Source organism: Streptomyces sp. NPDC047000 (assembly GCF_040644295.1).
In the GTDB taxonomy this organism is placed as follows: Bacteria; Actinomycetota; Actinomycetes; order Streptomycetales; family Streptomycetaceae; genus Streptomyces.
The window spans coordinates 198,798-211,983 of the sequence record NZ_JBEYWE010000012.1; the positions used below are offsets into that span (position 1 = coordinate 198,798).

Below are 13,186 nucleotides of genomic sequence, written 5' to 3' on the forward strand. Positions count from 1 at the left end.
CCCCGTCATGCTAACCACCCCTCTGCGCGAATGTCCGCGCCCGTGCCCATGGCTCGGGAACGGCTCGGCAAAAAGGCGGAAAGCGGCAGGTAAGAGGTGGGTGCCGGGAGCGCAAACCGGTCACTCCGGCGTGGCCGATACCCTGGGGGCGTGACGTTCCCGGTAGTCGGCATGGTCGGCGGTGGCCAGCTCGCTCGTATGACACACGAGGCGGGCATCCCGCTCGGCATCAGATTCAAGCTCCTCAGTGACACCCCGCAGGACTCCGCGGCGCAGGTCGTCAGCGATGTCGTCGTCGGCGACTACCGCGACCTGGAGACGCTGCGCACGTTCGCGCGCGGGTGCGACGTGGTCACCTTCGACCACGAGCACGTGCCCACCGAGCACCTCAGGGCCCTGGAGGCGGACGGCGTCCCCGTGCGCCCCGGCCCCGAGGCGCTGGTGCACGCCCAGGACAAGGGCGTGATGCGGGCACGGCTCGACGCGATCGGGGTGCCCTGTCCGCGCCACCGCATCGTGACGGGGCCCGCGGACGTGGCGGCGTTCGCCGCGGAGGGGGCTGGTGAAGGGGACGGGTTCCCCGTCGTCCTCAAGACCGTCCGCGGCGGCTACGACGGCAAGGGCGTGTGGGTCGTCCGCTCCGAGGCGGAGGCCGCCGAGCCGTTCCTGGCCGGTGTGCCGGTCCTCGCCGAGGAGAAGGTCGACTTCGTGCGGGAACTCGCCGCCAACGTCGTCCGCTCCCCGCACGGCCAGGCCGTCGCCTACCCCGTCGTCGAGTCCCGGCAGGTCGACGGCGTCTGCGACACCGTGATCGCGCCCGCCCCCGGCCTCGACGAGGACCTCGCCCTGCAGGCCGAGGAGATGGCGCTGCGCATCGCCAAGGAACTCGGCGTCGTCGGCCATCTGGCCGTCGAGCTGTTCCAGACCCGCGAGGCCGACGGGTCGTCCAGGATCCTCGTCAACGAACTGGCGATGCGCCCGCACAACTCCGGCCACTGGACCCAGGACGGCGCGATCACCTCGCAGTTCGCCAACCACGTCCGCGCCGTCCTCGACCTCCCGCTCGGCGACCCGCGCCCGCGCGCGAAGTGGACCGTCATGGTCAACGTCCTCGGCGGCGACTACCCCGACATGTACTCCGCCTACCTGCACTGCATGGCCCGCGACCCCAGACTGAAGATCCACATGTACGGCAAGGACGTGAAGCCCGGCCGCAAGGTCGGCCACGTCAACACCTACGGCGACGACCTCGACGACGTGCTGGAGCGCGCCCGTCACGCTGCCGGCTACCTGAGGGGCACGATCACCGAATGAGCACCGCCGCTGGTCCCGTCGTCGGCATCGTCATGGGGTCGGACTCCGACTGGCCCGTCATGGAGGCCGCCGCCCAGGCGCTCGACGAGTTCGAGATCGCGTACGAGGTCGACGTCGTCTCCGCGCACCGGATGCCGCGCGAGATGATCGCCTACGGCGAGCAGGCCGACGGACGGGGCCTCAAGGTGATCGTCGCGGGCGCGGGCGGCGCCGCCCATCTGCCCGGCATGCTCGCCTCCGTCACCCCGCTGCCCGTGATCGGCGTACCCGTCCCGCTGAAGCACCTCGACGGCCTGGACAGCCTGCTGTCCATCGTCCAGATGCCGGCCGGTGTCCCCGTCGCCACGGTGTCCGTCGGCGGAGCGCGCAACGCGGGACTGCTCGCCGCGCGCATCCTCGCCACCCACGACGAGGAACTCCTCACCCGGATGAGGGACTTCCAGCAGGAACTCAACGACCAGGCCACCGAGAAGGGCCGCCGCCTCCGCGCCAAGGCCGAGGGCACCGGCAACGGCTTCGGCTTCGGGAAGTGACGGCCGCCGTGACGACTTCCCCCTCCCTCACCGCCGCCCGGGAACTGCTGGCCGAGTTCCCCGTCGTCGACGGTCACAACGACCTGCCGTACGCGCTGCGCGAACAGGTCGACTACGACCTCGACGCCCGCGACATCGCCCAGGACCAGAGCGCCCACCTGCACACCGACCTCGCCCGGCTGCGGGCGGGCGGCGTCGGCGCCCAGTACTGGTCGGTGTACGTCCGCTCGGACCTGCCCGACGCGGTGCCCGCGACCCTGGAGCAGATCGACTGCGTACAGCGGCTCATCGAACGCCACCCGGCCGAGCTGCGGGCCGCGCTGACCGCCGCCGACATGGAGGCGGCACGCGCGGAGGGCCGGATCGCCTCCCTCATGGGTGCCGAGGGCGGCCACTCCATCGCCTGCTCGCTGGGCACCCTGCGCGGGCTGTACGCGCTCGGCGTCCGCTACATGACGCTCACCCACAACGACAACGTGCCCTGGGCGGACTCCGCGACCGACGAACCCGGCGTCGGCGGCCTGTCGGCCTTCGGCCGCGAGGTCGTCCGCGAGATGAACCGGCTCGGCATGCTCGTCGACCTCTCGCACGTCGCCGCCACCACCATGCGCGCCGCGCTGGACACCACCACCGCGCCCGTGATCTTCTCGCACTCCTCGGCGCGCGCCCTCTGCGACCACCCGCGCAACGTCCCCGACGACGTGCTCGAGCGGCTGCCCGCCAACGGCGGCATGGCGATGGTGACCTTCGTGCCGAAGTTCGTGCTCCAGGCGGCGGTGGACTGGACGGCCGCCGCCGACGCCAACATGAGCGAGCACGGCTTCCACCACCTCGACATGTCCCCGGAGGCCATGAAGGTGCAGCGCGCCTTCGAGGAGCGCAACCCGCGCCCCGCCGCCACCGCCGCGACGGTCGCCGACCACCTCGACCACATGCGCGAGGTCGCCGGCGTCGACCACATCGGCATCGGCGGCGACTTCGACGGCATCGCCTTCACCCCGCACGGCCTCGAAGACGTCGCCTCCTACCCCAACCTCATCGCCGAACTCCTCGACCGCGGCTGGTCCAGGACCGACCTGGCCAAGCTGACCTGGCAGAACGCGGTCCGCGTCCTGTCGGCGGCGGAGGACGTGTCCCGGGAGCAGAGCGCGCTGCGGGGGCCGTCCCGCGCCCGGGTCGAGGAACTCGACGGCTGACAAGCTCCGGCTAGCGGTACCGGAAAGTCGTACGTAAATGGTACGGTTTTCCGGTACCGTCTAGAAGGGGTGGTGACGCATGACCATAAGCGCCAGCGAGGCCCGCAGAGACCTGTTTCCTCTGATCAAGCGTGTCAACGACGATCACACCCCCGTCCGGATCAGTTCCAAGGGCGGTGACGCGGTTCTCATGTCGGCCGACGACTACGAGTCCTGGCAGGAGACCATCTACCTCCTACGGTCTCCTGCCAATGCGCGGCGCCTGATGGAGGCGGTCGCCCGCGACAAGGCCAGTGCGACATCCGTCGCGAAGACGCTGGAGGAATTGCAGGAACTGGCGGGTGAGGAGTGAGGAGCGTTCATTTCGACCCGGACGGCTGGGAGGACTTCCTGTTCTGGCTCGGGTCGGACCGAAAGATGGCACGCCGGGTCACCCGTCTGATCGGCGAGATCCAACGGGACCCGTTCTCCGGCATCGGTAAGCCTGAACCGCTCAAGGGTGACCTGTCCGGCTACTGGTCACGAAGGATCGACGATGAGCACCGACTGGTGTATCGAGCGGACGAGAAAGAAGTGAAGGTCCTCAAGGCTCGGTACCACTACTAGGGAGCGGGGCGCGCCGAGACGTGTCGACCGCGCGGAAGAAGCGTGGCGTACGGGTCTGTTCTGCGACGGGGCGAGCCCGGTGTGGTGCAGAATGCAGCACAGGACTCCGGTTCGGCCGACTGAGCCTCGGCCGAACCGGAGTCGTCCGCTCACAGCGGGGGTTGTCTACTCATGGCGGGGGTCGCCTGCTCACGGCCGGAGGCGCCTGCTCACGGCCGGAGGCGCCTGCTCACGGCCGGAGGCGCCCGCTCACGGCCGGAGGCGCCCGCTCACGGCCGGAGGCGCGTCACGCGGTGGGGCGGCCCATCGCGCGGTAGGTCCAGCCCGCCCGCCGCCACAGCTCCGCGTCCAGGGCGTTGCGTCCGTCCAGCACGACGCGGGCCGCCGCGACCTCGCCGAGCGCCGCGGGGTCCAGCTCCCGGAACTCCCGCCACTCCGTGAGGTGCAGGACGACATCGGCGCCCCGGACGGCCTCCAGCGCCGAGTCGGCGTAGCCCAGCGTCGGGAAGACGCGGCGCGCGTTGTCCATGCCCTTCGGGTCGTACACCGTGACCTGGCCGCCCTGGAGGTGTATCTGCCCGGCGACGTTCAGCGCGGGCGAGTCGCGGACGTCGTCCGAGTCGGGCTTGAAGGTGGCGCCGAGTACCGCGACCCGCTTGCCCAGGAAGGAGCCGCCGCCCAGCACCTGCCGGGTCAGCTCCACCATCTGGCCGCGCTGGCGCATGTTGATGGAGTCGATCTCGCGGAGGAACGTCAGCGCCTGGTCCGCGCCCAGCTCACCGGCGCGCGCCATGAAGGCCCGGATGTCCTTGGGCAGGCAGCCGCCGCCGAAGCCGATACCGGCGCGCAGGAACTTCCGCCCGATCCGGTCGTCGTGGCCGATGGCCTCGGCCAGCTTGGCGACGTCGCCGCCGGCGGCCTCGCAGACCTCGGCCATGGCGTTGATGAAGGAGATCTTCGTGGCGAGGAAGGAGTTCGCGGAGGTCTTCACCAGCTCGGCGGTCGGGAAGTCGGTGACGACGAACGGCGAGCCCTCGGCGACGGGCGTCGCGTACACCTCGCGCAGCAGCTTCTCGGCGCGCTCGCTGCGGACGCCGACCACGATCCGGTCGGGGTGCAGGGTGTCGTTGACGGCGAAGCCCTCACGGAGGAACTCCGGGTTCCAGGCCAGCTCGGCGTCGGGACCCGCGGGCGCGTGCTCGGCGAGGTAGGCGGCGAGGCGGTCCGCGGAGCCGACGGGGACGGTGGACTTGCCGACCACCAGGGCCGGTCCGGCGAGGTGCGGGGCGAGGGAGGCGAACGCGGACTCGACGTACGACATGTCGGCGGCGTACTCGCCGCGCCGCTGCGGGGTGTTCACGCACACGAAGTGCACATCGCCGAACTCGCCGATCGCGGCCCAGTCCTGGGTGAACCGCAGCCGCCCCGAGGAGCCCTCGATACCGGCGACGTGCCTGCGCAGCAGGTCGTCGAGACCCGGCTCGTACATCGGGGTCTCCCCGCGTGCGAGCGTCTCCAGCTTCTCGGCGACCACGTCGATCGCGAGCACCTCGAAGCCCAGCTCGGCCATGGCGGCGGCGTGTGTAGCGCCGAGATAGCCGGTGCCGATCACAGTGATCTTGAGGCTCATGAGTGCTCCAGAACGGTACGTCATCCGATGCGCTGCCTGAGCATATCCCCGGTGCGGGTGCGCACCTGAGCAGGCGACTTCCCCGCTGTCGCCCACGTCACCTAGGCGCCGCGCGACCAGGACCCTAGAATCCGTGTTACTTAACGGTAATTAGCGTCGGCACCCCTGCGTCGGCACCCGTGCGTCTGGAGCGTGAGAGACCTTGGCCGGATCGGCTGACTTCGACCTGTACCGCCCGTCCGAAGAGCACGACATGCTCCGCGACGCCGTCCGCGCGATGGTCGAGGCGAAGATCTCGCCGTTCGCCGCCGCCGTGGACGAGGAGGCCCGCTTCCCGCAGGAGGCCCTGGACGCCCTGGTCGCGAACGACCTGCACGCCGTGCACGTGCCCGAGGAGTACGGCGGCGCGGGCGCCGACGCGCTCGCCACGGTCATCGTGATCGAGGAGGTGGCCCGCGGCTGCGTGTCCTCCTCCCTCATCCCGGCCGTCAACAAGCTGGGCTCCCTGCCGGTGATCCTGTCCGGCTCGGAGGACCTGAAGAAGAAGTACCTCGCGCCGCTGGCCAAGGGCGACGCCATGTTCTCCTACTGCCTCTCCGAGCCGGAGGCGGGTTCCGACGCGGCCGGCATGACGACCAGGGCGGTACGCGACGGCGACCACTGGGTCCTGAACGGCGTGAAGCGCTGGATCACCAACGCGGGCGTCAGCGAGTACTACACGGTGATGGCCGTGACCGACGCCGCCAAGCGCTCCCGGGGCATCTCCGCCTTCGTCGTCGAGAAGTCCGACGAGGGCGTCTCCTTCGGCGCCCCGGAGAAGAAGCTCGGCATCAAGGGCTCCCCGACCCGCGAGGTCTACCTCGACAACGTCCGCATCCCCGCCGACCGGCTGATAGGCGAGGAGGGCACCGGCTTCACCATCGCGATGCGGACCCTGGACCACACCCGCATCACCATCGCCGCCCAGGCCCTCGGCGTCGCCCAGGGCGCCTTCGACTACGCCAGGAACTACGTCCAGGAGCGCCGGCAGTTCGGCAAGGCCATCGCCGACTTCCAGGGCATCCAGTTCATGCTGGCCGACATGGCCATGAAGATCGAGGCGGCCCGCCAGCTCACCTACGCGGCCGCAGCCAAGTCCGAACGCGGCGACAAGGACCTCACCTTCCAGGGCGCCGCCGCGAAGTGCTTCGCCTCCGACGTCGCCATGGAGGTCACCACGGACGCCGTCCAGCTCCTCGGCGGCTACGGCTACACCCGCGACTACCCGGTCGAGCGCATGATGCGCGACGCGAAGATCACCCAAATTTATGAGGGCACGAACCAGGTCCAGCGGATCGTGATGGCAAGGAACCTTCCTTAGCAGGGTTTTTGCAGGTCAGGAGCTGTTTCGAAGGTCAGGAGGGACGCCCTTGGCTTTCTGTCCGTTGCGGCCTGATCAGGGCCGTTCCCGGGCGTCATGCTGGGGGAATCCTGGGCAGATGCCGAGCTGAAAACGGCCACTGACCTGCACAAACAACACAGCCCCCGGCGCGACGCCGGGGGCTGTTGTCGTACGCGGATCAGGCGACCTCTGATCCCTCAGTCGGGTCGTCGGCGCCGGGCGTCAACATCGTTGCGATGGCGGCCCGGCCACGCTGCTCGGCCCCTTCGAAGATGTAGTGGTAGTGCTCCCTCAGCACGTCCGTACTGCTGTGGCCCATCCAGTCGGCCACGTCGTTCTCAGGGACTCCGGCGTACAGCAGCCGCGACCCGTAGTAGTGCCGGAGTGAGTGCGCCTTGCAGTACTTCACCTGTCCCTTGCCCAGAGCCTCCATCCAGATCTTCGGGTAGAAGTACGACGCGTAGAGGTAGCCAGTCCGCGTCACGTTGGGGAAGAGAAGTCGCTCCGGCCCCCATACGCCGTGGTTCTTGATGTGCCGCCGTAGCTCGAAGGCGACGTTCGGCGGGAGGGGGACGGTACGCCCTGGCTCACCCTCATCACGAGCCTTGATGTGCCGACGCTGGATCGCGCTGTTCTTCCCCGACTTCGTGTCTCCGTCCTCCGCAATCTGGAAGTCGACGCGAAGCGTCTCGGCCTTGAAGTCGATCTGATCGCGGGACACCGCCATGGCCTCACCCAGCCGCAGGCCGCACCCGGCCATGAGCCACAACATCGCGCGGTATCGCGGAGGAGCGGCATCCAGCATCGCCAGAACTTCCCGCGTCGTGAGCCGCCTTGCGGTGCTCTTCTGCTCCCGGATCTCCTTGGCGCGGCTGCCCGCGCCCTTGACCTTCTTGCACGGGTTCCGGCCGACGATCTCGTTGACGACAGCCCAGTCCATCATCCCGGAGAAGAACGAAAATCGCTGACGCCGTGTGCGGGCGGACAGCTTCCGGTCCTGCTCCATCCACAAGAGCCACTGCTCAACATCAGCGACCTTCAGGGACACGATGGAACGGGCCTTGAAGAACGGCTCGATGGTCGTGTTGAGGATCGACCGGTACTGCTTCTTGGTGCTGTTCTCCAGCTTCCTTTGATTCTTCCACTGCTCCCACACGGCCGTCACGGGCTGCTTGCCCAAGCGGTCGTCCAGGTAGGTCCCGGCGTCGAGTTCCTGCTCCTTGCGCTTGCGCTGGTCATCAGCCCGCTTCTTGGCCTCGAACGTCTTCTGCCGCTGCTTGCCGTCCGGGTCGTACCAGTACGTCGTCCACTTCTTCGAGTCGTCTGTTGACCGCGTGACCCATGCCCTTGCCACTGAAGCGGCCCCCTCCTGCTGCTGCCGACGTACGGGCCCGCCCCGCCGTCGCGCCGGTCACTCCCCGGCGTTTTCAAGTTTGCGCATTGACCACCCTAGGTTGTCAACACAGGGTGGAACCCCCTGGGTGTGTTAGCTTGAGTGATATGGAAGCGGATGACAGCGGGTTCGAGATCACTCAGCAGCAGGGCGCCTGGGTGGTCCGCATGTGGTGGCCCGTGGGGCCGGTCAACGGGGGGCCACAGCGGATCACCATCGAGCCGGCTGATGATGCCCCTGCTCGTGAGGTGGCACGGGGTATCTCGACCACTGTCCTGCGCAGGCTCGATGTAGCCGCAGCCCTGGAGTTGGCCAAGCAGGCTCCCGAAGCCCAGCGGACGTTGGAGGAGGAGGCAGGGAAGCTGAATGGGATGGGAGAGGCGGCGGGGCTCGCCCTGGAGGGCGAAGGCGTCTCAGAGCGGTACTTGGCCCTGCTTGTTGCCACGTACACCGCCATGGCGGATTTTGGGGCTGCTGCGCCCATTCCGTGGCTGGCACGGCTCATCGGCCGCCGACCTGAGACGGTGAAGGATCACCTGAAGCGGGCCAGAAGGGACGGCTTCCTGACCACAGTTGCCGGTAAGGCAGGTGGAGAGTTGACGGGCAAGGCCAAAGCAGTACTTGAGGAAATAACTGAAGTAGGTAGCCAAGGCGGCTGAACTACGTAGCGCTTCATACACATTGAGCCCCCGAGGGTCCTTCAGTTTTAGTGGTCGTTGCAACACCCCAGTTCAAGGGGTGTCATGGACTTCGAGATCCGCAAGAACAGGAAGCCGCAGGGGGGCCGGAAGCTGGTCCGTGAGCGGGCCGCCTACTTCCAGCTCGTGGAGCAGGGCTACAGCACCCGGGAAGCGGCCCGTCGCGATACCTTCAGGAACACGAACGCATCCACATCGCCGACCGGCTGCGCGAGAAGGCGTCCGTCCGGCAGATCGCGGCAGAGCTGGGCCGCAGCCCCTCCACCATCAGCCGTGAGATACGCCGCAACCGACGGCCCATACCCAGAGGCGGCTTCACCTACCAGCCCTTCCACGCCCACCGCCGGGCCGAACGGCGCCGCCCCGCCCGAAGGCCGGCAAAATCGGCCAGAACCCCGAACTGCGGGACTTCATCCAGGACCACCTCACGATGCGGTGGAGCCCCGAGCAGATCTGCCACGCTCTGCGGGCACGCTTCCCCGACCGCCCGGAGATGCGCGTGGCCCATGAGACGATCTACCAGGCCCTCTACGTCCAGGGCCGCGGAGAACTCCGCCGGGAACTGACCCGCGCACTTCGCACCGGTCGGGCCCGCCGGCGTCCGCACCGTCAGGCCCACAAGCGTGCCTCCCGCGCCGTCAAGGACATGGTCCTGATCAGCGAACGCCCTGCCGAAGCCGCCGACCGGGCCGTCCCCGGACACTGGGAGGTCGACCTCATCATCGGCAAGGACGGCCGCTCGGCCATCGGCACCCTCGTCGAGCGGTCCACCCGCTACGTGATGCTCGTGCACCTGCCGGTCGGCCACAGCGCCATCGCCACCCGCAACGCGTTCGCCGCCACCGTCCAGACCCTCCCGCCGCATCTGTTGCGGTCCCTGACCTGGGACCAGGGCTCGGAGATGGCCGCCCATCGCGCGTTCACCGTCGCCACCGACATCCCGGTCTACTTCTGCGACCCGGCCAGCCCCTGGCAGCGCGGCTCGAACGAGAACACCAACGGCCTGTTGCGGCAGCACTTCCCCAAGGGAACCGACCTCAGCGGCCACAGCCCCGAGCACCTTCAGTCCGTGGCCGCCGAACTCAACAGCCGCCCACGCAAAACGCTCGGCTGGGAAACCCCAGCCGAGCGTCTCGCTAAGCTACTGGACCTGGCCAGCTGACCAGCAGTGTTGCAACGACCCCTCGAATTCGCCGATTTGGCGGGGGCGTTCCTTTGCTTGGTCAGCGTCGCAGTTCCCGGTATGAGTCCAGCACGTGCAGTGCAGACATGTACATCGGCCGGAAACCCGGACAGTGCCGCCCAGTTGGCAGCGTCCACACTTCCCAGCAAGCCATGCAGCGCATCACGCCGGAGTGTTCCGGGTCGGACTCCACGCTGCCGCCGCACTGTGGACACTGCTGCATGGTGGCTCCCCTATGCGGCTACGTCGAACTCCCCCAGCTTGGCACCGCTCAGGAAGTCGGTCCACTCGTCGGCCGTGAACTCGACCACCTGGCCGGACACGGTGCTACGGACCGCCACCTTGCCGGGGACGTTGGTGGCCACCTCGACACAGCGGGGGTCGTTGTTGTTGTACTGGCACGCACTGGACGTGCGGAACTCGAACTCGGGAGCTGCGGTCATGCGTAGTACCTCTCTCTGGGAGTGGTGCGCTGCACTTGCGACCCGCCCCGGTCGCTCGACCTGTCCAGGGTTTCCACCACCGGGGCGGGGGCTTGCGCCGCCCCTGCCAGGATTCCGAGTGGGTACGGGGGGAGCCCAGATCGGCTACATCCGGCAGGGACGGGAAATGGGGGTCAGGTCACCACCTGATCGGTTCCAACTCCCCGCCAGCGCACACAGGGCAGGGGACCTTGAACGTGTGATGGCAGATGAGGCAGCCATCGAGCCCGCCGCAGTCCGGACACCAGATCGTGCGGTGACCTATGCACACTCCGCAGTAGGTCTGCGGGGGCGTCGGTGTCTCGACCGTGGACTTCGGTGGGTCCTTACGTTCACGCTTCCGGGCCGGACGCGTTGCTGTCCGAGGACTCACAGCCCGCCCCTACGGCTCCGCGCATTGACCTCAGCGACCCTGCTGTGCAGAACCTCTGTCGGGCCATTCGGCCGGGCTTCGTAGTCAGGACACTTCGGGCTTCCGCACTCACACCGAGGCCAGCGCAAGGCCGAGTTGGGTGCCAGGTCCGCCCCCTCGAGGCCAGGGTTGCTCTTCTGCACCATAAGCACGCCGTCTATGCCGAACGCTCCGGAGAGACGGGAGAGGAACTGTCGGGCTTCGCTGCTGCCCAGATGATCAGCCGACTCGGTCCTATGTGCCCTGCTGTCGCTCACCATGGCCCCCATTTTCGGCGGCCCACGAGCGCGTCTCTAGCCTGTTTCCTGTTCCCGCAAAAAGTCGTTGCGGATACCTTCGATCAGGTCTCGCATATCGTCACCGGCTAGCGCTGTCTGCTCGAATCCTTCGAACTTGCCAACGTAGAGACTCACATCTCGCGGGTCCGTAACGATGACTTCGGCATGGACGGTTTCAACGGTCACCATGCGGTCGTCACGGATAACGAAGGCGTGATTTGCGATGTCATGTTGCTGAATCCCCAGAGGAACTATACGGATGTCCACGTGGGGGAGCCGTGAAATAGAGGTGATGCGATCAAGCTGAGCAGCCATCATCTGAGGTCGCACGATGCGCCAGTGCAGAACAGGTTCGGTGATGACGAACCGAAGCGACTTGGCGTTGTCGTAGAGAACCGCTTGCCGTTCGAGTCGCCCGTTGATCGTTCGCGTGAGTGCGTCTTCACTCAGATTGTGGCGTTGCAGAATGGCCCGGATGTACTCGGGAGTCTGGAGCAGGCCCGGAACAAGCGCGGGTTGAAAGAGCCGCAGTACAGACATCTGGGCTTCCAGGGCTTTGGCGGCCTGCTGGCCCTTGTGGACCCCGATCCGCTTGAGCAGGCGCCATGCCGTCGCCTCTGTCGCTGACGCGCGTGCGGCCTCCGCGTACTCCGCCTTGACCTCGTCTGAGACACCGATGGCGGTCAGGATGCGCTCTACGTCCGTGGCGCTGGGTGCCAGCTTCGCATTCTCGATCTTGGACAGCTTGGACGGAGACATGAGGGCGCTGCGAGCCACCGCTTTGGCTTCCTTTCCGGATGCCACTCGCAGCGCCCGCAACGCGGCTCCAAGCTGTGCTCTGTTCACGCCCTGTACTTGGCCCACCATTCGGTGAACGGCTCCGCGTACGCGAGTGCCGCGTCACGGTACCGCGTGAATTCTTCTGTTCGTTCTGGCGGTAGCACTTCCGAACCCAGGTATTTTCCCTCTCCGTCGTAGTTCATCACGGCTACGGATTCGGAGTCGAAGAACCAGAAATCTGGAACGTTCTCCAAGGGATTGGATTTGTCGGTGATATCGAGGATGAAGAACTCTTCGCCCCCGCTCACGTTCTTGTGGTAGCCCCAGCCGAGTTCGAACCTAAGATAGTCCGTTAGTGGGCGGGACAGGACATGGACCCGGTACACCCGCTTCCCCTTCTCGGTGTGCGAGCGTAGTTCTTTTACCCATCCCGCGTTGTAGTCGTGCGGCTGCGACTCCCCGGCCAGGAATGCCTGGTAGGCGTCGACGCTCCCGGACCTGCTGTAGTCGTCCAGGGTCTCCAGTCGGAATGCCTCGCGCTCGAATGCGTCAAAGAGGTCGCCAAGGGTCCTAGATGAGGTTGTCACGGATGGCCTTCTGGATCAGTTCCATCGGGATCTCGACCAGGGTTTCGTGGGCGGGAATCTGAAGCCCGTGGTCGGTCGGCGTCTCGCCCTGTACCAGGAAGGTGCCACGATCCGTGGCGTAGATCGTCGGGCAGTCCTTGATGTCGCACGTGCTGACCAGCTTGGTGACCTTCATGGTCTGGGCTCCCCTCTCCCGTACCGCTGTCAGTGCCCCACATCTGGGTCGATGCTCCCGAGGGGTGGCGCACGGGTCAAGCGATCACGGTTGACGGAACGGGAAACCGCATAACCTGCGCCCGGCCTGCTCGTATGTGGCGCGATGGGTGGTGGTGCCTCCAGCGCGACCCCGGCCTGCGGAGACTGTTGACGATTATGGGGAAATGCTGGGGGAGGCACCCTCTGGAAGGGGTGTTTGTGCAGGCCAGAGCCGTATGGGCTGTAAAGTTCCCAGATCTATGAGGGCACGAACCAGGTCCAGCGGATCGTCATGGCGCGCAACCTGCCCTGACGGCAGTGTGGTTGACCGTTCGGTCCCACGGGGAGGGCGTCCTTCGAGGGCGCCCTCCCGCCGTCTGTGGTGAGAGGCGGCGGTCACTCCGATGGGTCAAGGGCGGCCGGGACCCGTACGGGTGGGGAACGCGCCGGATCCCGTACGGCATCGGGTGTGCGCGGCTAATGGCACGCTTCGTCCGGATGGCGGGGTGTGTCCGGGG

13 protein-coding genes and 1 pseudogene are annotated in these 13,186 nt (G+C 67.3%); 8 read left to right on the top strand and 6 right to left on the bottom strand.

Features of this window, described 5'->3' with window-relative positions; translation table 11 throughout:
* Window positions 1-150 precede the first annotated feature (150 nt).
* From ABZ862_RS20860 to ABZ862_RS20880, 5 genes are all read left to right on the top strand, one after another.
* Window positions 151-1,314, top strand: a complete 1,164-nt coding sequence (locus ABZ862_RS20860; protein ID WP_360960135.1) for a 5-(carboxyamino)imidazole ribonucleotide synthase — start codon at window positions 151-153, stop codon at window positions 1,312-1,314.
* The gene (purE, locus tag ABZ862_RS20865; protein WP_360960137.1) at window positions 1,311-1,847 is read left to right on the top strand and encodes a 5-(carboxyamino)imidazole ribonucleotide mutase; all 537 of its coding nucleotides are present in this window, start codon (window positions 1,311-1,313) and stop codon (window positions 1,845-1,847) included. The genes ABZ862_RS20860 and purE overlap by 4 nt, the downstream gene beginning before the upstream one ends.
* Before the next feature lie 8 nt (window positions 1,848-1,855).
* A complete protein-coding gene (locus tag ABZ862_RS20870) occupies window positions 1,856-3,043 on the top strand; it encodes a dipeptidase (RefSeq protein ID WP_360960139.1) in 1,188 nt (395 codons plus the stop codon).
* Between the two features lie 79 nt (window positions 3,044-3,122).
* The gene (locus ABZ862_RS20875; protein WP_360960140.1) at window positions 3,123-3,395 is read left to right on the top strand and encodes a type II toxin-antitoxin system Phd/YefM family antitoxin; all 273 of its coding nucleotides are present in this window, start codon (window positions 3,123-3,125) and stop codon (window positions 3,393-3,395) included.
* Window positions 3,392-3,649 carry a Txe/YoeB family addiction module toxin gene (locus tag ABZ862_RS20880; RefSeq protein ID WP_360960142.1) on the top strand — a complete coding sequence of 86 codons (258 nt, stop codon included), beginning with the start codon at window positions 3,392-3,394 and terminating at the stop codon, window positions 3,647-3,649. The genes ABZ862_RS20875 and ABZ862_RS20880 overlap by 4 nt, the downstream gene beginning before the upstream one ends.
* A 286-nt stretch (window positions 3,650-3,935) precedes the next feature.
* On the opposite strand, the gene ABZ862_RS20885 is transcribed toward ABZ862_RS20880, so the two are convergent.
* On the bottom strand, window positions 3,936-5,279 hold the full coding sequence (locus ABZ862_RS20885; protein WP_360960144.1) for a UDP-glucose/GDP-mannose dehydrogenase family protein: 1,344 nt from the start codon (window positions 5,277-5,279) through the stop codon (window positions 3,936-3,938).
* 202 nt (window positions 5,280-5,481) lie between these two features.
* On the opposite strand from ABZ862_RS20885, the gene ABZ862_RS20890 reads away from it, so the two are divergent.
* A complete protein-coding gene (locus tag ABZ862_RS20890) occupies window positions 5,482-6,639 on the top strand; it encodes an acyl-CoA dehydrogenase (protein ID WP_360960146.1) in 1,158 nt (385 codons plus the stop codon).
* Between the two features lie 199 nt (window positions 6,640-6,838).
* Here the strand turns inward: ABZ862_RS20890 and ABZ862_RS20895 are convergent, their stop codons facing one another.
* On the bottom strand, window positions 6,839-8,014 hold the full coding sequence (locus ABZ862_RS20895) for a site-specific integrase (protein WP_360960148.1): 1,176 nt from the start codon (window positions 8,012-8,014) through the stop codon (window positions 6,839-6,841).
* Between the two features lie 146 nt (window positions 8,015-8,160).
* Between ABZ862_RS20895 and ABZ862_RS20900 the strand changes: the two genes are divergently transcribed.
* Window positions 8,161-8,712 (top strand): hypothetical protein, encoded by a 552-nt coding sequence (locus tag ABZ862_RS20900; RefSeq protein WP_360960150.1) that lies wholly within the window; start codon window positions 8,161-8,163, stop codon window positions 8,710-8,712.
* A 260-nt stretch (window positions 8,713-8,972) separates the two neighbouring features.
* Window positions 8,973-9,913 (top strand): annotated as a pseudogene (locus ABZ862_RS20905) (IS30 family transposase); the annotation flags it as partial.
* A 254-nt stretch (window positions 9,914-10,167) separates the two neighbouring features.
* Here ABZ862_RS20905 and ABZ862_RS20910 read toward each other — a convergent pair.
* From ABZ862_RS20910 to ABZ862_RS20925, 4 genes are all read right to left on the bottom strand, one after another.
* Window positions 10,168-10,377: a DUF397 domain-containing protein gene (locus tag ABZ862_RS20910; protein WP_360960152.1), complete on the bottom strand. Its 210-nt coding sequence runs from the start codon at window positions 10,375-10,377 to the stop codon at window positions 10,168-10,170.
* A gap of 744 nt (window positions 10,378-11,121) precedes the next feature.
* Window positions 11,122-11,952: a helix-turn-helix transcriptional regulator gene (locus tag ABZ862_RS20915; RefSeq protein WP_360960154.1), complete on the bottom strand. Its 831-nt coding sequence runs from the start codon at window positions 11,950-11,952 to the stop codon at window positions 11,122-11,124.
* Window positions 11,949-12,473 (bottom strand): DUF6879 family protein, encoded by a 525-nt coding sequence (locus ABZ862_RS20920; RefSeq protein ID WP_360960155.1) that lies wholly within the window; start codon window positions 12,471-12,473, stop codon window positions 11,949-11,951. The genes ABZ862_RS20915 and ABZ862_RS20920 overlap by 4 nt, the downstream gene beginning before the upstream one ends.
* Complete coding sequence (locus tag ABZ862_RS20925; RefSeq protein ID WP_030115393.1) at window positions 12,457-12,648, bottom strand: hypothetical protein; 192 nt, start codon at window positions 12,646-12,648, stop codon at window positions 12,457-12,459. The genes ABZ862_RS20920 and ABZ862_RS20925 overlap by 17 nt, the downstream gene beginning before the upstream one ends.
* Window positions 12,649-13,186: the final 538 nt, after the last annotated feature.